Source organism: Saccharothrix coeruleofusca (assembly GCF_017876325.1).
Taxonomy (GTDB): Bacteria; Actinomycetota; Actinomycetes; order Mycobacteriales; family Pseudonocardiaceae; genus Actinosynnema; species Actinosynnema coeruleofuscum.
Map to the genome: position 1 here is coordinate 4,057,022 of NZ_JAGINV010000001.1, position 22,038 is coordinate 4,079,059.

At 69.8% G+C, this 22,038-nt stretch carries 25 protein-coding genes and 4 tRNA genes; 9 read left to right on the forward strand and 20 right to left on the reverse strand.

Annotated elements, in window-relative coordinates:
• Positions 1–25 precede the first annotated feature (25 nt).
• Complete coding sequence (locus JOF41_RS18000; RefSeq protein WP_209620535.1) at positions 26–691, reverse strand: response regulator; 666 nt, start codon at positions 689–691, stop codon at positions 26–28.
• 590 nt (positions 692–1,281) lie between these two features.
• On the opposite strand from JOF41_RS18000, the gene JOF41_RS37840 reads away from it, so the two are divergent.
• A complete protein-coding gene (locus JOF41_RS37840; protein ID WP_209620538.1) occupies positions 1,282–1,551 on the forward strand; it encodes a tyrosine-type recombinase/integrase in 270 nt (89 codons plus the stop codon).
• 329 nt (positions 1,552–1,880) lie between these two features.
• Here the strand turns inward: JOF41_RS37840 and JOF41_RS18010 are convergent, their stop codons facing one another.
• The 4 genes from JOF41_RS18010 to JOF41_RS37845 form a co-directional block, all read right to left on the reverse strand.
• Complete coding sequence (locus tag JOF41_RS18010; RefSeq protein WP_209620541.1) at positions 1,881–2,156, reverse strand: hypothetical protein; 276 nt, start codon at positions 2,154–2,156, stop codon at positions 1,881–1,883.
• 34 nt (positions 2,157–2,190) lie between these two features.
• Entirely contained in the window at positions 2,191–2,526 is a 336-nt protein-coding gene (locus JOF41_RS18015; protein WP_209620543.1) for a DUF6247 family protein, read from the reverse strand.
• A 425-nt stretch (positions 2,527–2,951) separates the two neighbouring features.
• Positions 2,952–3,917: an integrase core domain-containing protein gene (locus tag JOF41_RS18020; RefSeq protein WP_307867456.1), complete on the reverse strand. Its 966-nt coding sequence runs from the start codon at positions 3,915–3,917 to the stop codon at positions 2,952–2,954.
• 55 nt (positions 3,918–3,972) lie between these two features.
• Positions 3,973–4,095: a hypothetical protein gene (locus JOF41_RS37845; RefSeq protein WP_276515698.1), complete on the reverse strand. Its 123-nt coding sequence runs from the start codon at positions 4,093–4,095 to the stop codon at positions 3,973–3,975.
• A 123-nt stretch (positions 4,096–4,218) separates the two neighbouring features.
• Between JOF41_RS37845 and JOF41_RS18030 the strand changes: the two genes are divergently transcribed.
• Positions 4,219–4,419 carry a site-specific integrase gene (locus JOF41_RS18030; protein ID WP_209620546.1) on the forward strand — a complete coding sequence of 67 codons (201 nt, stop codon included), beginning with the start codon at positions 4,219–4,221 and terminating at the stop codon, positions 4,417–4,419.
• Positions 4,420–4,536: 117 nt separating this feature from the next.
• Here the strand turns inward: JOF41_RS18030 and JOF41_RS18035 are convergent.
• The 4 genes from JOF41_RS18035 to JOF41_RS18050 form a co-directional block, all read right to left on the reverse strand.
• Positions 4,537–4,608, reverse strand: a tRNA-Val gene (locus JOF41_RS18035).
• 51 nt (positions 4,609–4,659) lie between these two features.
• Positions 4,660–5,094, reverse strand: a complete 435-nt coding sequence (locus tag JOF41_RS18040) for a TIGR02611 family protein (protein ID WP_244989622.1) — start codon at positions 5,092–5,094, stop codon at positions 4,660–4,662.
• 14 nt (positions 5,095–5,108) lie between these two features.
• A complete protein-coding gene (locus tag JOF41_RS18045; RefSeq protein ID WP_209620553.1) occupies positions 5,109–5,906 on the reverse strand; it encodes an anti-sigma factor in 798 nt (265 codons plus the stop codon).
• Complete coding sequence (locus tag JOF41_RS18050) at positions 5,903–6,550, reverse strand: RNA polymerase sigma factor (protein ID WP_307867457.1); 648 nt, start codon at positions 6,548–6,550, stop codon at positions 5,903–5,905. Before JOF41_RS18050 ends, JOF41_RS18045 begins: the two co-directional genes overlap by 4 nt.
• A gap of 241 nt (positions 6,551–6,791) precedes the next feature.
• Between JOF41_RS18050 and JOF41_RS18055 the strand changes: the two genes are divergently transcribed.
• The 6 genes from JOF41_RS18055 to JOF41_RS18080 all read left to right on the forward strand — a co-directional run bounded on the left by JOF41_RS18055 (position 6,792) and on the right by JOF41_RS18080 (position 12,523).
• Positions 6,792–7,217 carry an SsgA family sporulation/cell division regulator gene (locus JOF41_RS18055; protein ID WP_189227720.1) on the forward strand — a complete coding sequence of 142 codons (426 nt, stop codon included), beginning with the start codon at positions 6,792–6,794 and terminating at the stop codon, positions 7,215–7,217.
• A 133-nt stretch (positions 7,218–7,350) separates the two neighbouring features.
• Positions 7,351–7,423, forward strand: a tRNA-Gly gene (locus JOF41_RS18060).
• Between the two features lie 57 nt (positions 7,424–7,480).
• Positions 7,481–7,552, forward strand: a tRNA-Cys gene (locus JOF41_RS18065).
• A 1-nt stretch (position 7,553) separates the two neighbouring features.
• Positions 7,554–7,625 (forward strand) — tRNA-Val (locus JOF41_RS18070).
• A gap of 1,767 nt (positions 7,626–9,392) precedes the next feature.
• Complete coding sequence (locus JOF41_RS18075) at positions 9,393–10,496, forward strand: non-reducing end alpha-L-arabinofuranosidase family hydrolase (RefSeq protein WP_307867458.1); 1,104 nt, start codon at positions 9,393–9,395, stop codon at positions 10,494–10,496.
• 683 nt (positions 10,497–11,179) lie between these two features.
• Complete coding sequence (locus JOF41_RS18080; protein ID WP_209620577.1) at positions 11,180–12,523, forward strand: glycoside hydrolase family 10 protein; 1,344 nt, start codon at positions 11,180–11,182, stop codon at positions 12,521–12,523.
• A 94-nt stretch (positions 12,524–12,617) separates the two neighbouring features.
• Here JOF41_RS18080 and JOF41_RS18085 read toward each other — a convergent pair whose 3' ends face one another.
• From JOF41_RS18085 to JOF41_RS18115, 7 genes are all read right to left on the reverse strand, one after another.
• Positions 12,618–13,421: an SDR family oxidoreductase gene (locus JOF41_RS18085; protein ID WP_189225077.1), complete on the reverse strand. Its 804-nt coding sequence runs from the start codon at positions 13,419–13,421 to the stop codon at positions 12,618–12,620.
• Between the two features lie 131 nt (positions 13,422–13,552).
• Positions 13,553–14,557, reverse strand: a complete 1,005-nt coding sequence (locus tag JOF41_RS18090) for an alpha/beta hydrolase (protein WP_189225076.1) — start codon at positions 14,555–14,557, stop codon at positions 13,553–13,555.
• Positions 14,554–15,420, reverse strand: a complete 867-nt coding sequence (locus tag JOF41_RS18095; RefSeq protein WP_276515699.1) for an aldo/keto reductase family oxidoreductase — start codon at positions 15,418–15,420, stop codon at positions 14,554–14,556. Before JOF41_RS18095 ends, JOF41_RS18090 begins: the two co-directional genes overlap by 4 nt.
• Positions 15,421–15,583: 163 nt before the next feature.
• A complete protein-coding gene (locus JOF41_RS18100) occupies positions 15,584–16,276 on the reverse strand; it encodes an SDR family NAD(P)-dependent oxidoreductase (RefSeq protein WP_209620579.1) in 693 nt (230 codons plus the stop codon).
• 42 nt (positions 16,277–16,318) lie between these two features.
• Positions 16,319–16,642 carry a putative quinol monooxygenase gene (locus tag JOF41_RS18105; protein WP_189225074.1) on the reverse strand — a complete coding sequence of 108 codons (324 nt, stop codon included), beginning with the start codon at positions 16,640–16,642 and terminating at the stop codon, positions 16,319–16,321.
• 71 nt (positions 16,643–16,713) lie between these two features.
• Positions 16,714–17,538 (reverse strand): alpha/beta fold hydrolase, encoded by an 825-nt coding sequence (locus JOF41_RS18110; protein WP_209620582.1) that lies wholly within the window; start codon positions 17,536–17,538, stop codon positions 16,714–16,716.
• Between the two features lie 130 nt (positions 17,539–17,668).
• The gene (locus JOF41_RS18115) at positions 17,669–20,470 is read right to left on the reverse strand and encodes an AAA family ATPase (RefSeq protein WP_209620584.1); all 2,802 of its coding nucleotides are present in this window, start codon (positions 20,468–20,470) and stop codon (positions 17,669–17,671) included.
• A 76-nt stretch (positions 20,471–20,546) separates the two neighbouring features.
• Here JOF41_RS18115 and JOF41_RS18120 point away from each other — a divergent pair, with 76 nt between their 5' ends.
• A complete protein-coding gene (locus JOF41_RS18120) occupies positions 20,547–20,732 on the forward strand; it encodes a hypothetical protein (RefSeq protein ID WP_189225072.1) in 186 nt (61 codons plus the stop codon).
• Here the strand turns inward: JOF41_RS18120 and JOF41_RS18125 are convergent.
• The 4 genes from JOF41_RS18125 to JOF41_RS18140 all read right to left on the reverse strand — a co-directional run bounded on the left by JOF41_RS18125 (position 20,722) and on the right by JOF41_RS18140 (position 21,849).
• A complete protein-coding gene (locus JOF41_RS18125; protein WP_209620587.1) occupies positions 20,722–21,030 on the reverse strand; it encodes a DUF3140 domain-containing protein in 309 nt (102 codons plus the stop codon). The genes JOF41_RS18120 and JOF41_RS18125 overlap by 11 nt on opposite strands.
• Positions 21,027–21,242 (reverse strand): hypervirulence associated TUDOR domain-containing protein, encoded by a 216-nt coding sequence (locus JOF41_RS18130; protein ID WP_189225070.1) that lies wholly within the window; start codon positions 21,240–21,242, stop codon positions 21,027–21,029. The genes JOF41_RS18125 and JOF41_RS18130 overlap by 4 nt, the downstream gene beginning before the upstream one ends.
• A 171-nt stretch (positions 21,243–21,413) precedes the next feature.
• Positions 21,414–21,638: a DUF2795 domain-containing protein gene (locus JOF41_RS18135; RefSeq protein ID WP_189225069.1), complete on the reverse strand. Its 225-nt coding sequence runs from the start codon at positions 21,636–21,638 to the stop codon at positions 21,414–21,416.
• Positions 21,639–21,651: 13 nt separating this feature from the next.
• Positions 21,652–21,849: a DUF2795 domain-containing protein gene (locus JOF41_RS18140; protein ID WP_209620589.1), complete on the reverse strand. Its 198-nt coding sequence runs from the start codon at positions 21,847–21,849 to the stop codon at positions 21,652–21,654.
• Positions 21,850–22,038 lie beyond the last annotated feature (189 nt).

Genomic DNA, 22,038 nt, shown 5'->3' on the forward strand with positions numbered 1-22,038 from the left:
AATCTCGAACCCGCGAGAGGAAGCGCTAAACCGGCCGGGTGAGTCTCAGGTCGTAGGCGAGGATGACGGCCTGGATCCGGTCCCGTGCGCCGATCTTGGCGAGGACCCGCCCGACGTGGGTCTTCACCGTGGACTCCGACAGCGTGAACCGTTGCGCGATCTCGCCGTTGGTGAGGCCGTGGCCGATGGCGACGAGGATCTCGCGTTCGCGGCCGGTCAGGGAGTCCAGCCGGGAATCCCTCCTCACGGCCCCGCAGAAGTCATCGCCGAGCCGGTCGGCGGCCATGTCGAGCAGCCGCCGAGTCAGCGCCGGCGCGATCACCGCGTCCCCGGCGGCGACAGCCCGGATACCTGCGAGCAGTTCTTCCGGGCGGGTGTCCTTGAGCAGGCAACCGCTCGCCCCGGCCCGCAGCACGGCGAACGCGTACCGGTCCACGTCGAACGTCGTCAGCACAAGGATCCGCGAACGCCCACTGGCGGCGGCGATGCGCCGGGTGGCCTCGATACCGTCGACACCCGGCATGCGGATGTTCATCAGCACCACGTCGGGATGCAACTCGGTGGTCCACCGAACGGCCTCGGCGCCGTTCTCGGCCTCGCCGACGATCTCGGTGTCGGGAGAGCTCTCCAGCAGCATGCGGAACCCGAAGCGCTGCAGCGGCTGGGGGTCCACCACGAGCACAGAGATCATGAACGGCTGCCTTCCAGGTCGCGTGGACGGTTCCACCGCCGTCCCCTGCGGGGCCGGCGCTGACCGTGCCCCGTAGCGCGGCGAGTTCGGCCGTGCTGCCGAGGCCGAGACCGCGTTGCTCGGCGATGCCCATTTCATACCGAGCGAACCTGAGACGACTGTTAGAACGACGCTCAGGCCGGTTGGCCGCCGGGCGCGAGTTCATCGCCGGACGGGCCGCTGTCATGCACGACGATGTGGATCGGCGTCTCGACGGACATCGCCGCCGGAAGGCTGGCACACGACGACATCGGCGGCCCGACCTGGGCAAAGGTCAGCAGCCCAGGACTTCAATGCACGTGTCAAAGGCGGCCCGAGATCGGGATGCGACCACCAACGGCACCGGCCTCACGACCGGGATCGCCCAGCCGGCCGCGTGACTCGTGGTCGGCACCCTCGTGTCGATCCTGATCGCCGATTGCCAGCGCTACTCGTCCGCCAGAAGCCTCCAACTGCACGACGCACAGCCGCTCGCCACCGTCTGACCGAGAAAAGACTTGCCGCGGACGGTGTGTTCTCCCCCGTCACAGGGCTGCGGTCCGCGCGAGGCGGTGAACAGTGTCCGGCTACCCGCCCTGCGCGGCGACACCGCCACCGACCGACCGCGGATCAACCCCGAGATGCACTTCCACGACCTGCGCCACACCCACAAGACCTGGCTCATCGAGGACGGCGTCCCCGAAGTCCTGCAACACAAGCGCATCGGCCACAAGTTCCATGGCGTCATGGGCGTCTACTCCCACGTCACCGAGCCCATGATCGACGCCATGCTCGCCGGACTCCAACACCGCTGGGAGCAAACAGGGAGCACGACCCCGTGACCACCTTCGTAAATACGGAGGTGATCAAGATCATCTGCTCCCCGTTTGCTCCCCGCAACGATCAACGGCCCGCAGACGAAGATCGTCTACGAGCCGTTGACCTGCAAAAACACACTGTGGGCGATACTGGGATCGAACCAGTGACCTCTTCGGTGTGAATGAAGCCGGAACAATGCCCCCACCGGCGGAAACAGAATTATTGCAGGAAAAATGCGACTATCGGGAGCCGCTGAATGCGGTTCAGTGCTGTTGAACGCGTCCGACGGCTCCCGTTTTGCTCCCATCGCCCGCTCCTACATGCTCCTCAAGACCCCGAACCGCCAATCGGATCAGGAACCGTGGTCGCGATCGAAGGACACCCAAGTCACCAGCAGCACGTCCACCCGGTCCTGGGAGGTCAAGAGCAGGTAGGTAATCAATCCGAGCCCCTGACCGAACGTAAGCTGGAACAGTCCGCCATCCGGATTGTCCGGATTGAGCGGGCTGCCCCGCTCGGGCACCAGGGTCAGGACCTCGAACGCCTCACCGAGCGCAAGAAGCGCCTCGGGCGGAAGCGCACGGATCTGCTCCTGCGCGTCAGGATCGATGTCGAGGATGTACGCCATGATCGTCGTCGACCGCCGCCCGAACCACCGGCGACTACAGACCCAACTCCGCCCGCAACTCGTCCCACGACACACTGCCCGGCCGGGAAACACCCGCACGACGAACCTCGACTGTGGTGTCCACCAGCCGACGAGCCGCCTCCGGATCCTCGCGGGTCAGCAGCGCGACCCGCCGCCACACCTGCAGCGTCGACCGCAACTGGTCCAGACGCAGAGTCCGCCGAGCCGAGGTCAACGCGGCATCGAAAGCCGCATCGAACTCGCCGGCATGCTCCGGCAGCAACGCGGCACGGATCAACTCCGGCGAACCGAACAACTCCGCCGCCCTGCCATCGCCCACCCACTCGGGCGCCGACTCCAGACCATCCACGTCCGCCGCCCGACCAACAGGCCGGTCAGGCTCGGACGAACGGGCAGCCGGAGAACTCACACACCGGATAGTAGCCCCAACCGCCGCCACCAGGCATCGGGACACCACCGCAACCCAGGTGCCGTACGCCGAGGTCCTCGCAGGCAAACACACCAGCCGCAGTGCCGGACCGTCGGACACAGCAAGTCGCCCTCCAGGCAGCACACTCGACTGAGCGACGTCGATCGCGCCAGGCGCGACGACTGCGGGATACCGACTCCACACCGGGAAACCGAACTCCACGTCCTTGGCCGCCGATGACCGACCGAGCAGAACCAACCAGCCGACGACCCGGACGACGACCGGGTATAGCAGTCGTAGCGCCACGCCTCACGATCATGCTCCTGCAGCACGTGGGGCGCGAAGCCGCAGCTCAACGCCTCAGCTCAGAGTTCTGGCACCCCACAGGGTCGTCGGTGGTTGTAGTGGGTCGCGTAACGGTCCAGCACGGTCCGCAGGTGGTGTTCGTTGATGATGAGCAGGCGGTCGGTGACCTCGCGTCGGACGGTGCCGACGAACCGCTCGGCGTAGGCGTTGGCTCGCGGGCACCGTGGTGGGATCTTCACGACCTGGATGCCCGCGCCGGAGAGGACCGCGTCGAACGAGGCGGTGAATTGGCCGGCCCGGTCGCGGATGAGGAACCGGAGGTGGTCTGCCCGGTCTCTGATGTCCATCAGCAGGTTGCGGGCATGTTGGGTGGTCCATGCCCCGTCGGGGTTGGTGGTGGCGCCGAGGATGTGGACGTAGCGGGTGGCGACCTCCATCACGAAGAACACGTAGACCCGCTTGAGGGTGACGGCGCAGTCGACGTGGAAGAAGTCGCAGGCCAGCAGGCTCGCGGCCTGGGCATGCAGGAACCGTCGCCAGGAGGTGTCGCTGTCGCGCTGGGGCGCCGGCGGTATCAGTAGGTGCTTGAGCACACGGCGCACGGTTGAGGCGGCTACCCGGTGGCCGAGCTTGTGCAGCTCGCCCTGGATCCGGCGGTAGCCCCACCCGGCGTTCTCTCGGGCCATCCGCTCGATCAACGCCACCACGGCATCGTCCATCGGAGGTCGCCCGCTCCGGTTCGGGTAGGTCCACTTCTTCGCGACCAGGCGCCGGTGCCATCGCAGGACGGTGCCCGGCGTCACCAGCCGGTGGTGTCGTAACCAGTCGGGTAGGCGTCGCACCAACGCGGCGAGCACCGCACGATCGGCCCAATCCAGTCGCGGGCGGGGGTTGGTCCGGCGCAGCACGGCGACTTCGTGCCGCAGTACCAGCAACTCGACGTCCTTGGCCGCCGACGACCGGCCGAGCAGAACCAAGCAGTCGACGACCCGGACGAAGAGCAGGTACAGCAGTCGTAGCGCCACGCCTCACGATCATGCTCCTACCGCTCGTGGTGCGCGATCACCGCAGTTCAGCGCCTCAGTGCAGACTTCTGAAACCCCACACCAGCAACTCCACGTCCTTGGCCGCCGACGACCGACCCAGCAGAACCAACCAGCCAACGACCCGGACGAAGATCAGGTAAAGCAGTCGTAGCGCCACGCCCCACGATCATGCTCCTACGGCTGATTCTGTGCGATCACCGCAGCTCAGCGCCTAAGTGCAAAGTTCTGGAACCCCACAGCCCTGCGCGGCGACACCGGCCAACCGCGCATCAACGCCGAGATGCACTTCCACGACCTGCGCCACACCCACAAGACCCGGCTCATCGAGGACGGCGTCCCCGAAGTCCTCCAGCACAAGCGCATCGGCCACAAGTTCCACGGCGTCATGGGCGTCTACTCCCACGTCACCGAGCCCATGATCGACGCCATGCTCGCCGGACTCCAACACCGCTGGGAGCAAACGGGGAGCACGACCCCGTGACCACCTTCGTAAATACGGAGGTGGTCAAGATCATCTGCTCCCCGTTTGCTCCCCGCAACGATCAGCGGCCCGCAGACGAAGATCGTCTACGAGCCGCTGACCTGCAAAAACACACTGTGGGCGATACTGGGATCGAACCAGTGACCTCTTCGGTGTGAACGAAGCGCTCTCCCGCTGAGCTAATCGCCCGTATTCGGTTTTCCTAGCCCCGCTCTCGCGGTGTGTGCATACCGTACAACATCAACCCCGAGAACCAAAAATCGGGCTCTCCAACCACGGGTGCTCGACGCCGAACCAGCCTCCGACCAGGGAAAACGCTCCGAGCGCCCAGCAGGTCGCCATGACGACGAGCCCCGTGGCGGCCAGCACGAGGAGCCTCACCGGCAGCGCTTGGCGCTTGAGCCACTCCACCCAGGCGTCGTAGTAGCGCTTGGCGAAGCGCAGCACCCGCCCGGCCCACTCGAACTCCGAGGCCAGGATCGCCAGGCCCGCGAAGACCACCAGCCAGCCAGGGCCGGGATAAGGGATCATCAGCACGCCCGCGACCAGGACCAAGCCGCCGACCACGCCTACACCGACGCGGTAGGCCAGGCGCATCGCCGGGTGGCGGCGGAACCACTGCCGGGGTCCGTGCTCGTGCACCTCGACGCTCTTCTCGTGCTGGTCGGTCGTCATGTGCCCATCATCACTCATGCGCTCGCGGCTTGGCCCGAACCCAGCACATTCGTGGGCTCGTCCGGCATCTCGCGGCCCGGTTCCAGGGAGATGGCGTAGCCGTCGTGCCGGTACGCCTCCTGGGACCAGTGCAGCACTTCCGTCGGCGAATCGCCCGTTCCGACGTCGAACGTGGCCAACGCCACCGGAGCCGTTCCGGTGATTCCCCAGAGGACGTAGGTCTGGGAGTTCGCGTCGTTGGGCTCGAGGTCGACCGGCATGACCGCCGCGGTGTCGTCAGCGGAGAGCAGGACCGCTACCGGCTCCCTCGACGGGGAGCGCAGCACCACTCGCTTGGCCGCGGGGTCCGCTGCCAGCGCCAGCGCGGTTTCCAGGCGGTCGGCTCGTGCCTGCTGGGCGGTGATCTGGTCGCCGAGTTGGACTAGCCGCACTCCTGCCGCGGTGGCACCCGCGATCACGACGAGCGCCGCCGCGGCGGCCAGCAGTTTGGGCGTCCTGCCCGCGCGTCGCCTGCGCTCGTCCAGTCGAACAGGTCCGGTCGCCGCGGCCGGGTCCGCCTGCCGCACTTGCGGTGTCTCCGCCACCGCCGCCATCAGCCGCGTCTTGAGCCGAGGCGGCGGCTCGTGCTGCGGCAGGGCGCCTGCGAGCACCGCGGTCGCCTCCTGGGTGGACCGCACGACCTGCGCGCAGTGGGCGCAGCCGGGCAGGTGGGCCGCCAGCCGCGCCTGCTCGTCCGGTTCCAGGGCGTGCAGCGCCCAGCCGACCGCGAGCTCTTCCTGAGGGCACCGGTGGTCCCTCCGCTCCCCGGTCACCGCTGCGCTCCCGTCGTCGTGCCCGGCGTGTCGCCGGTTTCACCAGCCCACACCGATTGCAGTGCGGTGCGCAACCTGCGGATCGCGGTGAAGGTGCGGGACTTCACAGTCCCCAGCGGGATGCCGGTCAGCGTCGCGACCTCGACCTGGGTGTAACCGCCGAGGTAGGCCAGGGCGAGCACCTGCCGCTGGTCGGCCGGCAGCCGTTGCAGCGCTTGGCGCACCTGCGCGCCGAGCACCGCGGTCAGAGCGTCGTGGTCGGCGCCGTGGGCGGAGGAGGCGCGTTCGGACGCCTCGTCGGTGAGCGGCGCGTTCCGACGCCGCTGGGTGTTCTCCTTGCGGACCGCGTCGACGGCGCGGTGGTGGACCACGGTCATCAGCCAGGTGCCGAAACCGCCCCGGCTCGGGTCGTAGCCGGCGGGGTTGCGCCACAGGCTGAGGAAGGACTCCTGGACCACGTCCTCGGCGAGGCCGGGGTCCACGCAGATGCGCCGGGCCAGGGAGTACGCGGGTCGCCCGTAGCGGTCGTAGAGCGCGCTGAAGGCGTTCTGGTCGCCGGACCCGATCCGGTCGACCAGTTCGACGTCCGACGGGCGGGGCTCGGGCGCTGGTTCGCGGCGCGGGGAAGCGGGTGGATCAGCCACCAGAGGGGTCCTCACGTCCAACATTCGCGCAACGGCGGGTACCGGGTTCAGGTTAAACCCAGCAAGATGGAACAGCGGACGGCTCTGGACACGGAGAGCACCGACATGGTCGCCCAGTGGAGTTCCACTGACCCAGACGGGTGATATCGGCCGCCATGTCGAGCGTTCCTCGCCACAGACACGTCACAACTAGAGAACTCGGTCGTTTCCTTGGCCGGGAAGGGAGAAGAGGGTAGCGACGATGCGCAATGACCATGTCACGCTCCGCTCGACAGCAGTCTTCGACTTGCTGGCACCCAGGACCCCTGCGGTCCCGGTGCAGGTGGAGCTCCGTTATGACACGAAAGACCCGTACGCGGTGGTGGCCGCGTTCCGAACCGGCCGCGCCGGGTGGGTGGAGTGGGTGTTCGCCCGCGACCTGCTCGCCGACGGCCTGATCGCGGACGCCGGGGACGGCGACGTCCGCATCCGCCCCGCCGCGGACGACCCCGAAGTCGTGGTGATCGAGCTGAGCAGCCCGTCGGGCCACGCCATGTTCGAGGCCTCGGCCCAGGAGCTGGCGGACTTCCTCGACCGCACGTACGACGTCGTGGTGCCGGGCAACGAGCACCTGTGGGTCGACGTGGACGAGGCCCTGACCTACCTGATCTCCAACGACCTGACCTGAAAGCCCAGGTAGGAGCGCTGAGGGACCCCCGATTTGATCCCAGCGGCAGGCATGTAATAAAGTTCCTCCTGCACCGCGGAAGACACGAACACCAGCCCCAAAAGGGCGAACTTCGAAGAATTCCACGGGGCGTGCGGATGTAGCGCAGTTGGTAGCGCATCACCTTGCCAAGGTGAGGGTCGCGAGTTCGAGTCTCGTCATCCGCTCGGCAGAGGGCCCCTTGGGCTCAGGCCAGGTTCCTGGTGCTAGCCTTCAGGAACCTTGGCGGAGTGGCCGAGTGGCTTAGGCAAGGGCCTGCAAAGCCCTGTACACGGGTTCGATTCCCGTCTCCGCCTCGGACGATTAGCTCAGCGGGAGAGCACTACCTTGACACGGTAGGGGTCACTGGTTCAATCCCAGTATCGTCCACAAGGAATACACGCAGGTCAGACGGCCCGCTGGTGATCACCACCAGCGGGTCGTTCTGCGTCTACGGGAGCAGTCGAGAGCATCGGATCATGATGTGATCAGTGACACTGTGCGTGATCACCACTCCCCGATGGTGAGGTCCGCGACTGCCGCCGGCGCAGCGCCAGGCGCATTGAACTCGTCATGATCTGAATCACATCTGAGTAGATGTCTCGCACATGCTGCCTCCGATGGTCCAGCCGCTTGGGCTGACGAGCCTCCGGACGGTGCCACCGTCAACCATGTCCTGCGCGTGGCACAGATCACGAAGGTGCGGACCGGACGAGATCGGAGCTCAACCCAGCCTCGGCGCAGCCCTGAACGCCACCGTGACGACCGACACGTCATGATGATCAGGGCAGCGGTGCGGGGTGGTTCACAGCACCTGCCACGACCACACCCGCCGAACCGTGACGGGAGGCGGTTGCGCAGACGTGAGTCGTACTTCGGCTCGCATCGGTACCCACTCCCCCCACCGCCTGGTCGTCGATCCCCACCTCGGAGGCCGAGGAACCAGTGCTCGATCCGCATCCTCAGTCGAAGCTGTTCGCATCGCTCGGGAGACCTTCCGGCCGAAGGCGCGCCTCTCGCGGTTGCGCCTGGGACGTGCCGCCAGGCGTCCCCGAAGCGGGGGTTCCCCGAAGCGGGGGTTCCCCGCACTCGGCCGCGAGGCCGAGGCTGAGCCGACCGAGGCGGCTGCCGCGAGCCGAGCTGGCCACCGTCCGCACCTCGCCGGGTGGCCCGGGGAAACCTGTTGTGCACGACGGAAACCAAGGCGGCGCCGCCAGATCCGGACGTCCTCGAACTCCTCGTTCCGCACCGTCCCCTCGGCAGCCGCCACGGGGTTACATCCTGGAAATCTCCAACAGGCCGTCGGGACCCTCAAGCGGGACAGGGCTAAAACTGTGAGCGCTAACTTTAGTGGTGTTGTGGGGTGGCAGCCGAAGCTGCCGCTATTAGCGCAGTTGGACAACGCAGCAGTAGGCGTTACCCCGATCGGCCTCTTGCACGAAGTCCAGCGCTCTAGCGACAGCCTCGCCGCGCGGCGCGGTGACCAGAACCGGGTTCGACCAGAGGGGCAGTGTCCACGGCGGATTCGGCTGGGAGTCCGAGGTGCTGGGCCGCCTCCGACCGCCTGATCGGCTCGGGCGGGTCGTTCCACCACTCGGCGCGATAGCCGCCAGGACGACGCCGGTCAACACCTCGGGCGAGCTAAAATGTTTACGTTAACTCCTGTCGCGCGGAAGTGCGTTGTCGGACGTCGTTCGACCTGATTCCACCTCCCGCCTGTGCGAAACATTTGCGTAACATCTTGACCCGTCGTGGGACATCGTTCACAGTCTGAGGCACGACAAGCACCCACCGTGACGATTGCCGCCCCCACCGCGATCCAATTCGACAGGAGCACAGCAGCCGCCAAGTTGTTAGCGCTAACACTCGCGTCGGACCTTCGGTCGAACAGCAGGTGCCGGTCAGCACTCCCGACGGAGTCGCCGAACACGGCGACTGGAGCGACGTCATCCAGCAGCGGCTCCCGCGCGTCGGCTGATCCGGTTCCACACCCGCCCCGCGTCGGGCGCCCGCCCACCCATCCCCGTTCCGAAGACGAGGAGCACGCCTATGGCCGGGTCAGGCCAACCTCCCCCCGCCACAGCCGCGCGAGTCCGCCGAAGCCGTCGTCTGGCCGGTATCGCCGCCGCGACCGTCACCGTGCTGCTCAGTGGCCTGGTGACCACGCTCAGCGCGGCCACCGCGTCGGCGGCGACCGTGGACACCAGCGCGTGGTACACGCTGGTCAACCGCAACAGCGGCAAGGCGCTGGACGTCTACAACCTGGCCACCAGCGACGGCGCGCGGATCACCCAGTGGACCCGCAACGGCGGCAACCAGCAGTTCCGCCTGGCCGACTCCGACGGCGGCAACATCGTCCAGTACAGCGACCGGGGCGGGACCAACCAGCAGTGGCAACTCGTCCGCGTCGGCGGGGCCGACCCCACCACCACGACCCCGCAGCAGCCGGGCGCGAGCCTGCCCTCGTCGCTGCGGTGGAGCTCCAGCGCGGTCCTGGCCGGGCCGAAGTCGGACGCGAGCCACGACATCGTGTCCATCAAGGACTACACGGTGGTGCGGCACAACAACCAGTGGCAGGTCTACGCCACGAACCTGTGGTACCTGGTCCACCGGACTGGGCTGCCGCCGTACTCCACCAGCAGCGATCCCAGCGGCCCCCGCTCCTGGTCCGCCCCGCGCGACTTCCGGTCCGCCATGCCCGACATCGAGCGCGGGAACATCGGCAACGGCAACCGGCTCGACTTCTGGGGCATCTGCGACACGGCCAACTGCCACCTGTTCTCCAGCGACGACAACGGTTACGTCTACCGCGCCCAGACCAGCGTGGCCAACTTCCCCAACGGCTTCGACAACACCGTGATCGCGTTGCAGGACTCCAACCGCAACGCCCTGTTCGAGGGCACCGCGGTCTACAAGGTCGGCACCGGCAGCCAGTACCTGCTGCTCCAGGAGGCCATCGGCGCCAACGGCCGCTACTACAAGTCCTTCACCTCCAACCGGATCGCAGGACCCTGGAGCCCGCACCTGACCGGTGAGTCCACCCCGTTCGCGGGCATCAGCAACTCCACCTTCCCCGCCGGGCGGTGGACCAGGGACATCAGCCACGGCGAGTTGGTCCGCTCCGGCAACGACCAGACGCTGCCCATCAACCCGTGCCTGCTGCAGTTCCTCTACCAGGGGCCGGACCCGGACGCGGGCGGTGACTACAGCCAACTGCCCTACCGCATGGGTCTGCCGACCCAGACCAACTCCGCCTGTTGACCCGCCGGAGCCCCCGCATCCAGCGCGGGGCTCCGGTTCCGCGACGCCGCCGGCGCGGCGGGTGAGGAGCAGCCATATCCATTCCGAATGGACAACCACGGCGTTCCACACGGGGCGGGCTACCCCCGGCCCGCACTGGGAGTGGAACCACGGCCCCGACACCAGTCGGTACTCGGTAGGGGCGGCTCCGTGACCGTGCGCGAATTCGACTTGAACACCGCCTGACCGCGCGAATGACATCTGAGGCGACGGCCCCGGTATCACGAAATCACCGGGACCGCCGCCCCTTCGGGCTGCCCTCAGCCTTGTCGACCCCGAAACCCTCGAAAGTAGTTTCGAATTATTGCGCAATAATGCACTGGCGCACCCACTGCCACACCCTCCGGACACAGGGCACCCAACCTGCCAGGAAAGAGGGCTTGAGCTGCGGTTTTGCCACAACTTCAAGATCACTCTTAAACGGTTCACGTTGTTCATGGATGTAAACCCGTGGCGCGAGAGTGGCTCCAGAGGGGTCTTGATCGGCCGAACTGTTTCGGTTAATACTGCTTAATGTTTCGAGCCGAACAGCGCGTGACGAGGGGGGTTCCGTCACCCGCACCGAGCGGAGCACCGACCGCTCCAACCCAATTCAACCCGTCCCCACCCGCACCCCCGCGGGTACTTCTCAGAAAGCGCCGAACATGACGTTGACAACGAAGTCAGTCGCACGAGTCGCACTCGTGTCGACCCTGGTCGCCGCCGCGGCGGGCGCGGCGGTCCTGGTCGCCTCACCCGCCAGTGGTGCCGCCTCAACGCTCGCCGCGGCAGCCCAGCAGAGCGGCCGCTACTTCGGGACCGCCGTCGCGGCGAACAAGCTCTCGGACTCCACCTACGTCGGCATTCTCAACCGTGAGTTCGACATGGTCACGGCCGAGAACGAGATGAAGATGGACGCGACCGAGCCCAACCAGGGCCAGTTCAGCTACGGCAACGCCGACCGGATCGTCAACCAGGCGCGGAGTCAGGGCAAGCGGGTGCGCGGGCACGCGCTGGCCTGGCACTCCCAGCAGCCGGGGTGGATGCAGCGCATGGAGGGTTCGGCGCTGCGGCAGGCGATGCTCAACCACGTCACCCAGGTCGCCTCCTACTACCGGGGCAAGATCTACGCCTGGGACGTGGTCAACGAGGCCTTCGCCGACGGCAGCAGCGGCGGGCGCCGGGACTCCAACCTGCAGCGCACGGGCAACGACTGGATCGAGGCCGCCTTCCGCGCCGCGCGGGCCGCCGATCCGGGCGCCAAGCTGTGCTACAACGACTACAACACCGACAACTGGTCGCACGCCAAGACCCAGGGCGTGTACCGGATGGTGCAGGACTTCAAGTCCCGCGGTGTGCCGATCGACTGCGTGGGCTTCCAGGCGCACTTCAACAGCGGCAACCCGGTGCCGAGCAACTACCACACCACGCTGCAGAACTTCGCCAACCTCGGTGTGGACGTGCAGATCACCGAGCTGGACATCGAGGGCTCGGGGTCCAGCCAGGCCGAGCAGTTCAAGGGCGTCACCCAGGCCTGCCTGGCCGTGGCGCGCTGCACCGGCATCACCGTGTGGGGCATCCGCGACAGCGACTCCTGGCGCGCCTCGGGCACCCCGCTGCTGTTCGACCGCAACGGCAACAAGAAGGCCGCCTACAACGCCGTCCTCGACGCTCTGAACGCGGGCGGCACGACGACGGTTCCGACCACTCCGACGGACCCGACCACGGACCCGCAGAACCCGGAGAGCTGCACCGCGACGTACTCCGAGGGCGAGAAGTGGAGTGACCGCTTCAACGGCCAGGTCACCGTCTCGGGCACGGACAACTGGGTCGTCACCGTCACCGTCGGCTCGCCGCAGCGGATCATCGCCACCTGGAACACCAGCCCGACGTGGGAAACGGCCAACGTGATGACCGCCCGCCCCAACGGCAACGGCAACACGTTCGGCTTCACCATCCAGCACGGCGGCAACTGGAACTGGCCCAGCATCTCCTGCCGGGTCGCCTGATCCACCGTGGGAGGGCCCGGTGCTCACCGGGCCCTCCCACGCCGATCCCGTCAGTGAGACGGTCGGCTTCCGTCGCCAGGGGGCACCCGCGTCCTCAGCCGAGCTCGGTGGGGATGACCGTCAGCTCGGCGATGTTGACCCTGGCCGGGGCCGCCACCGAGTAGGTGATGGCGTCGGCCACGTCCTCCGCGGTGATGGTCGCGATGGCCGACCGCATCTGCTCCAGTCCGGCCCTGGTGGCCTCGTGCGCCATCCCCGTGCCGAGTTCGGTGACGGCGAAGCCGGGGTCAACGGAGCGCACGCGGACGCCACGGGGACCGAGCGAGGCGCGCAGGTTGCGGGTCAGCTGGGTGACCGCAGCCTTGGTCGCCCCGTAGACCGGGTAGTCGGCGAAGACGACTTCCGCCGCGATCGAGCCCAGGTGCACCAGGTCCGCGGCCCGTCCGGCCGCCGCCGCGTCGAGCAGGTCCTCGACGAAGGCCCGACCGGTCGCCAGCAGGCCCCGCAGGTTCACGTCGATCATCTGGTCCCACTCGGCGGTGTCCGCCTCCTCGAAGGGGGCGCCCAGCATCACCCCCGCGTTGGCGACGACCAGGTCGGGCCTGCCCAGGCAGCCGCGGATCTCCGCCGCGGCGGCGGTCAGCGCGGCGGGGTCGGCGATGTCGACGGCGAGCGGCAGGACATCGGTGGCGCCTTCCGCCCGCAGGGTGGTGGCGAGGTCGTCCAGCAGCCCGGATCGCCTGCCGAGCAGGGCGACCGCCGCTCCGGCGGCGGCGAAGCGCCGCGCGGTCGCGGCGCCGATTCCGGCGCTGGCCCCGGTGACCACCGCGACCCGACCGGTGAGCAGCCCTGCGGGCACGACGGGGGCGGTGGCGTTGCGCGAGAGGTTGTCGGTCATGGGACCGATCCTGTTCGGCGGACCGGAGGCCAACCAGGGTGGTCCTGTCCGAGGAGTTCCGCACCCTGGCGATCACCCGCCCGAGGACGAGCGGCGCCCGTGACCGGTGCGCCGCTCGTCCCTGGGGTCGGTCAGGAGTGGGCCGCGGCCCACCTGTTGATCAGGTCGTTGGTCCGCGTGGCGTTGCGGTGCAGCGCCAGGTTGTGCGCCGCGTCCTCGACGACAACGGCGTCGACGCGGGGAGCCGCGCCGAAAGCCCGCTCCTGATCGGGTGCGAACGCTTTCGGGTCGTTGCCCGCGTACAGGTAGTCGTGCTCGCCGACGACGACAATGACGGGAACGCGAACCGAGGCCGCGAAGGTTCCCGTGGTCAGTTCGGCGGCGAAGCCGGGGACCTCGGCGGCGGTCGTCGTGGCCTTGGTGGCTTCGTCCGCCGCCCGCGTCGCCGGGTGGGTTCCCGGCAGGTGGTAGAAGAAGTCACGCGAACCCGGTGGTGTCGTCAAGTAGTTCGCGGGGAGATTCCTGCGTCCGAGCACCGGATCGGCGGCGGCGGGCGTCAGCTCCGGGAAGCCCTCGAACGACGGCAGCGTCGCGCGGTACAGGAACCCGGTGACCACGAGCGCGTCGACCTCGTCCGACCGCGCCGCGACCCCCTCGGCGACGACACTGCCGTACGAGTGGCCCACGACGACGATCGGGAGCCGCGCGTACCGGTCGCTGATGGCGTCGATGAAGTGGTCGATCGACGCGACGTGCACAGCGGTGGTGACGGATTCGGCCGCGGGCTTGGACGACCGGCCGGTCCCGACGCGGTCCAGGACGATGGCCACCCACCCGTCGCGGGCGGCCTGGCGGGCCTGGGAGACGACCCCCGCTTCGGTTTCGAGGTCGAAGTAGTGGTGGTCGTAGGTGGCTCCGGGGATGAACACCTGCACACCGCGGGGACGCCGGTGAGGCGTGTACCGCTCGGCGTGGATGCCTGCGGTCGACACCCCGTCGACGCCCACCGCCACCCGCACGTCCATCGTGCTGTGGTGCCACGGCCGCGCGTGCGCCGCGGCGGGTGTGGGGGCGAAGGCCGCCGCGAGGGCGATGGCCGTCGCGGCGGAGGCCAGCCTGAGGACGAGGCCGGTCATCGCCCGATCCGATCCAGCTCGGCGATGTCCTCGTCGGAGAGCTGGACAGCGGCTCCCGCGATGTTCTCGCGCAGGTGGGCCACCGAGGAGGTGCCCGCGATCAGCAGGATGTTCGGCGAGCGCCGCAGCAGCCAGGCCAGTGCCACGGACATCGGGGTGCTGCCCAGTCGAGCCGCGACGGAGGAGAGCGCGTCGGACTGCAGCGGGGTGAAACCGCCCAGCGGGAAGAAGGGCACGTACGCGACGCCCTCGTCCGCGAGCCGGTCGATGAGCTCGTCGTCGTGGCGGTGGGCGAGGTTGTACATGTTCTGCACGCACACGATCGGCGCGATGGACTGCGCCTCGGCGACCTGCTCGGCGGTCGCGTTGCTGACGCCGAGGTGCCGGATGAGGCCCTGCCGCTGGAGGTCGACCAGCGTTTCGAACGCTTCGGCGACCGACTCGGGCTGCGGCCCCTCGGCGTTGCCCAGGCGCAGGTTGACCAGGTCCAGCGTGTCCAGCCCGAGCGCTTCCAGGTTGTCGGTCACGGCGCGGCGGAGCTGGTCGGGGCGGCGCGCGGGCGGCCAGCCGCCCTGCTCGTCGCGCAGCGCGCCGACCTTGGTGGCGATGTGCAGCGTCTCGGGGTACGGGTGCAGCGCTTCCCTGATCAGCTCGTTGGTGACGCGCGGGCCGTAGGCGTCGGCGGTGTCGATGTGGGTGATGCCGAGTTCGACCGCCTCGCGCAGGACGGCCAGGGCGCCCTCCCGGTCGGCGGGCGGCCCCATGACCCAGGGGCCCGCGAGCTGCATGGCGCCGTACCCGAACCGGGTGACGGTCAGGTCGCCCAGCTTCCAGGTTCCGCCGGGCAGGGGGAGAGACGACATGCTCCTACCTCTGTTCTCGTGGTGGGCCGGGCGGCGCCGCTCGCGCGCGCACCGCCCGGCCGGTTGCCACTTCACCCTGACGCGGCGGCTCCCCGGTGGGAAGTAGGCACTTCAAGGTGCGTTAGGCACCCGTCGCGCCGGTCGCGAGGTGCTGTGGTCGGCGTCACCACGGGAGGACACCGACGCGATCGGTCACCGTGCCGGTGGGCGTCCGGTCCCCCAGGGTGGCCACGCGCACCGCGGCCTCGGCGCCCTCCTCGACGCTGTGCCCCACCTCGCCGGTGAACGCGGTAGCGGTCTGGCCGGGGTCGACCGCGTTGAAGCGGACGTCGGGGATCGACTTGGCGTACTGCACGGTCAGCATGGTCACCGCGCTCTTGGACGAGCAGTACGCGAGCAGCGGGTACCGCGACTCGACCCGATCCGGGTCGTTGACCAGCGTGAACGACCCGAGACCGCTGGTCACGTTGATGACCGACGGGGCGCTCGCGGCCCGCAGGAGCGGCAGGAAGGCGTGCGTCACCCGCACGATCCCGAAGACGTTGGTCTCGTAGACGTGGCGGATCTGATCGGCCGTCATGTCCTCGGCCGGGGGGATCTCGCCGAGGATCCCCGCGTTGTTGACGAGGATGTCCAGGTGACCCACCCGCTCGCGCAGGGTCTTCGCCGCGGCGTCCACAGAGGCGTCGTCGGTCACGTCGAGCTGGACGAACTCCGCGCCGATCCGGGAGGCGGCCGCTTGACCGCGCTCCGCGTCCCGCGCGCCGATCCAGACCGTCTGTCCTTCTTGGACCAGTCGGCGCGCCACCTCGTAGCCGAGTCCCCGGTTCGCGCCCGTGATCAGGGTGGTGGTCATGGTGTTCTCCTCCGATGTGCGGTGGGGCGGGTGCCCGCGGATCTAGTTGGCGGGGCGGAACGGGCGCAGCAGGCGGATGCCGTCCTCGATGGAGCCCTCGATCAGCTCCAGCATCTGCGGGACGAGCCGTGCCATGCGGGGCGCGTTGAGGTGGGCGTCCAGCAGTTCCCTGCTCTCCCAGCGCTCGTAGATGACGAACGAGCCGGGCTGCCCCTCCACCTCGTGGGCCTCGTAGTCGATGTTGCCGGGGTCGTCGCGGGAAGGGGTGATGGCGGCGGTGATGAACGCCTTGAGGTCGGCTTCCCTGCCCTGCTTGGCCTTCGCGTCCCAGATGACGGTGACGTAGCCGTTCGGCGTGGCGGTCATGGTGATCCTCTCGCGGTGCTCGGTTGTCGGTGCCGTGCCCGCTGGTCGTGGCACGGCTGGGTTCGCGGGCGTCAGCCCTCGATGAAGGCGAGGAGGTCGGCGTTGACGGTTTCGGCGTTCACGGTGCACATGCCGTGCGACAGGCCGGGGTAGACCTTCAGCGTGCCGTCGCCGAGCAGCCCGACCGACAGCTCGGCCGAGGCAGCGGCGGGGACGACCTGGTCGTCGCCGCCGTGCATGACGAGGGTGGGCACGTCGATCGCCCGCAGGTCGGCGGTGAAGTCGGTCTCCGAGAACGCCTTGATGCCCTCGTGGTGCGCCCTGGCGCTGCCTGCCATCCCCTGGCGCCACCAGTTCCAGATGACGCCCTGGGACGCCTCGGCGCCGGGTCGGTTGAACCCGTAGAACGGTCCGGCGGCTACGTTGAGGTAGAACTCGGAGCGGTCGCCCGCCACGCCCTCGCGGAAGCCGTCGAAGACCTCCATCGGCAGACCGGCCGGGTTGGTCCGCGTCTTGAGCAGCAGGGGCGGGACCGCGCCGATGAGCACCGCCTTGGCGACGCGGCCCGCGCCGTGCCGGGCGACGTAGCGGACCACCTCGCCGCCGCCCGCGCAGTGGCCGACGTGGACGACGTCGCGCAGGCCGAGGTGCTCGACGACGGCCGCGACGTCGGCGGCGTAGTGGTCCACGTCGTGCCCGTCGCCGACCTGGGCGGAGCGGCCGTGCCCCCGGCGGTCGTGGGCGATGACCCGGTACCCCCGCCGCGCGAAGAACAGCAGCTGGGCGTCCCAGTCGTCGGAGCTCAACGGCCAGCCGTGGTGGAACATGACCGGCCTGCCCGAGCCCCAGTCCTTGTAGAAGATCTCCACTCCGTCGCCGGTGGTGGCGGTGGGCATGGCGGGCTCCTCTCCCTGGCGCCGCCCCGGCGGGGCGATCTCGGCTGACCTGGAAGAGCGTGCCCGAGCCGACTGTCACACAGCCTCAGTCAGCTGACTGACATCCGCGCGGCGCGGTGCTGACACCGCCTCACGGCCGGGCGGATGGCGGTTCGGGCGCGAGCGCGTCGAGGGCGTCGCGCAGCGCCGCGCGCGAGGTGATCCCCAGCTTCGGGAACACCCGGTACAGGTGCGAGGAGACGGTTCGGGGCGACAGGAACAGGCGCACCGCGATCTCCGGGTTCGACAGGCCCGCCGCCGCGAGCCGGGCGACCTCCAGCTCCTGGGGGGTCAGCGGCGTGCCGGAGGTGCCGCGGGCGGTGCGCGTCATCCCGGTGGCCCGCAGCTCGGCCTCGGCGCGGGCCTGCCACGAGGCCGCCCCGAGCCGCTCGAAGCGGTCGCGGGCGGCGGCCAGGCGCACGCGGGCGTCCCGGTTGAGCCCCTGGCGGCGCAGCGTTTCGCCAAAGGCCAGGTGGGCTCGGGCGACCTCGAAGGGCCACTGCTCGGTGTCCGGCACCGCGAGCGCCGCCTCGAAGCGGGCGACCGCGTCCTCGGGCCGCGCCGTCATCGCCGTGATCGTGGCCGAGCTCAGCGCGAACCGCGACGAGAGGCGCTCGACCCCGGCGGCGCGCACCGCCTCCGCGTGCCGCCGCGCCTGGTCCGGGCGCCCGGAGCGCACGGCCGCCTCGACCAGGTCCGGCGCGGACCACAGCGCCTCGGGGTTGAAGGGTGGCAGCTCACCGGGGGCGCAGATGGCCGTGGCGTGCCGGAACGCCGTCTCGAAGTCGGCCGCGCCGAGCGCCGCCCGAGCCGCCGCCTGGTGAGCGCAGTTCTCCATCCGCCGCAGGCCCCTCGGCCTCGACCAGTCCCAGATCCGCTCGCAGTGGGCGCGGCACTGGTCGAGGTCGCCGCGCTGAGCCGCGACCATGGCGGCGACGTAGTGCCCCACCTGGGCGAACAGGTGGTACCCCGTCTCCTCGCACAGCGCGATGAGCTCGGCCGCGGCCTGCGCCGACGACTGCCACCGACCGGCGTGCAGGTGGTCCAGGGCGACGAAGATCAGGGCGGGCATGCTCGAACCCACCGCGCCGCCGTCCCGGCCGTCGCGGATCACGCGGGACACGGCCTCGCGGCAGCCGGGGAGCCGGTCGAGGTAGGAGGCGACCAGTGCGGTGCGGACGACCACGTCGGCCTCGGCCTGGTCCTTCAGCCGCGCGATCTCCTCGTCCAGGGCGCGCAGCGCGTCGTCGGTGGTGGCGCCGGGGGCGTGGTGGACCCGCCCCAGCGACACCGCCCCGGCGGGCGAGGCGTCGGGGAACCGCGCGAGCAGGTCGACCAGGGGCCGCCAGTGCTCCGGCCTGCCCGAGTACTGGCCCGCGAGGGTGAGGGTGAACAGCGCGACCTCCGTCTCGGCGGGTGGCGGGCCGGAGGCGGTGGGGTCCCGCTCGATCGCCTTCATCACGAGCGCGTGCGCCGTGTCGGCGTCGCCCTCCGTCACGAGCACGAGGAACCCGGCGGCCGCTGCCGCCGCGGGCGAGAGGTCCGCGGGCTCGCCGTCCCGCACCTCGCGCATGATCTCGTGCGAGATCTCCAGGTGGCCCGCCACCCACGCGGCGACGTAGGCGGCCAGGGACAGGCGGCGACGGCGGACCGCGTGATCGGGGCTCAGCCCGGCCGCGCGGCGCAGCCTGGTGATCGCACCGGCCGCGTCGCCGCGCCGCAGGCTGCTCCTGGCCGCCAACTCGACGAGGGCGGCGACCTCCTCGTCAGGCGCCGTGGTGGCTCTGGCCAGGTGGTCGCCGCGACGTTCCGGCTGGTCGACCAGCGCGTCGGCCAACCGGCGGTGGGCGCCGCGCCGCTGCTCGCCGGTGGAGCCGTCGACCACCGCGGACCTGACCAGCGGGTGCCGGAAGCGCACGGTGTGGCCGTCCTGCGCGACCATGACCAGGTGATCGCGCTCCGCTGGAGCGAGCCCGTCGAGCACGCCCGGTCCGCCCGCCGCCTCGATGACGGCGATGTCGCCGAAGCCCTCCAGGGCCGCGAGCAGCAGCAGGTCGCGGGTCGCCTGCGGGAGTCGTTCGACGCGGGCGGCGTACAGCGCGCGGACGTCCCGCCCTGGGCCGCTTCCCCACCCCGTGCCGCTGCCGCGCCGATCGTCGTGGGCGGCGGTGGCCCCGGCGAACTCGAGCAGGGCCAGCGGGTTCCCCTGCGCGTCACGCGCCACCGTCCGCAGCACGCGGCGCGGGAGGTGGGCGAAGCGCCGGGACAGCAGGCGCAGCGCGCTCGCCTCGTTGAGCGGCGCGACCTCGAACTCCGCCATGCCCGCGGGCTGGAACGCCCCGCCGAACTCCCCCCGCCGCGCGCCGAGCAGCCCGATCCGGTGACCGGCCAGTCGCCTGGCGACGAACCCCATCGCGGATCGGCTGGCTTCGTCGACGACGTGGAAGTCGTCGACCACCAGCAGCAGCGGCTGTTCCTCGGCGGCCATGGCGAACAGCGACAGCGCCGCGTTCAGCACGGCGATCCGGCTCGGCGGGGGCCCCGCGCCGAGGCCGAGCGCGACCTCGATGGCCTCTCGCTGGGCAGGCGGCAGGCGCTCCAGCTCGCGCGAGAGCGGGGCGGCGAGCTGGTGCAGCCCCGCGAAGCCGATGTCGGTCTCGTACTCGACACCGCTGCCGCGGATGACCCTGATCCCCTTCGCGACCGCCAGCTCGGCGGCCGCGTCCAGCAGCGCCGTCTTGCCCACGCCCGGATCGCCGGTGAGCAGCAGGGCCGCCCCGCCGGTGCCGATCGCGTCCAGGAACGCCGCCAGCTCGGCGAGCTCGCCGTCCCTGCCGACCAGTCCGATCAGGTCGACGCCCACGCCTGCCACTGCCTTCTCCCGCCTTGCCACGTCCCTCGTCCCGGCGCTCGGAGCGGCAGGACCGGCCGCGCATCCGGCGAAGCAGTGTCTCACCGGCGGACGGCGCGTGAAGCCCCTGGTCCGCGAATTCCGGTTGCGGACCGATCAGGTGTTCGGCGCGGTCGACGCCGTGGTTGCGGCGCGTGTGCGCGTGGTGGCTGAGGAGGTCGGTGATGCCTGCGGATCGTCGAGCACGGCGGTGGTGGAACGTCCGGGGCGGCTCCGAGGCTCGCGTCGCGGCGTCAGTCCTTGAGGGGGTCGTGCCCCCAATTCATCAGCGAGTAGCGCCACTTGGTGTGCTCCACGTCCCCGTCCGGGCGCTGGGCGAGGTGGCGGTGCACGTATCCGACCACCTTGCGCATGTGCGCCTGGTCGTCGTCGGTCAGCTCGCCCTTCTTCTTGCGCAGCAGTTCCACGATCCGCCTGCCGGACTCGTGCCCGACCGACTCACCGCCTTCGGACTGGCCCACCGACTTCGACTCGTCGGTGCCCAACCACTTCTCCAGCTCGGCCGCCGTCATGTTCACGGCCTGGTCGAACTCGCCGCTCACGAGTCCTCCTCCAGCGCGGACGGCTTGTGCACCGCGTCCTTGCCGCTCTTGTCGCTGCGCACGCGGTACTGCGGGTCGTCCTCCGACGCGCGGACCGTCCGCCCGGCGGCCTCGGTGTCCTCGGTGATCTCCTCGACCACCTCGCCGTGCACCGTCTTGCCGTGGCTGGACCAGGTGACCTCGTCGCCCTTGTCGAACTCCTGCTCGCCCATGGGGGGATTCTGTGCCGTCGCGCCGGGCCGCGCACGGCGGTCGCGGACCGACCAGGCGCGCGACGCGCCCAGCCCACCCGATGGGATGACCGACGACGGACCACAGTGGCCGACTCGGCTGCCCGAGCGCGACGGTCCCCCCTTCCGGGGTGTCTCCCGCGAGGCGGGGTGTCAACGGCCGCTCGGATCGGCGCGCGTGGTGTCGTCGTCGAACCGGACGGACGCCTCCACCTCGGCCAGGTTGGCGTAGTCGACCGGTGGGATCGCGCGCAGCGCCCGAGCCGTGTCCTCGTCCCCGCGCTCCTGCGCCGCGCGGACCAGTTCGTCCTTGCCCGCCGGGAAGTCGACCTCGTTCAGGCTCGCCCTCAACCGTTCGCGAGTGGTGTACGCGGACATCGTCACCTCCGGTCTACTGGTCGTTCAGCTTGCCGATGGCCTCGCTGACGTCGTTGGGCGAGTCGAACTGGTCCATGGGCAGGTTGCGCAGGGCCTCCAGCAGGTCGTCGTCGGCCCCCTGGGCCTGGGCGGTGTCGACGATGTCGTCCTTGGTCGCGGGGTAGTCGACACCGGAGAGGAACTTCTGGACTTGGATCGGATTGACGGTCATGGCCCGGTAGTACCCGGCTCGACCGCTCGCACTCGTCCTGTCCCCCATCAGAGGCACGGGTAATCCGCGCACCGCGCCTTCTCCCCTGCCACCACCCCCTCATCACCGCACCGCCGATCCGCTCGCCCGATCGCGCAAGCGGCGAGGACGCTCCACAAAGGACAGATGCCGCCCGCGCGAGCCGACGAC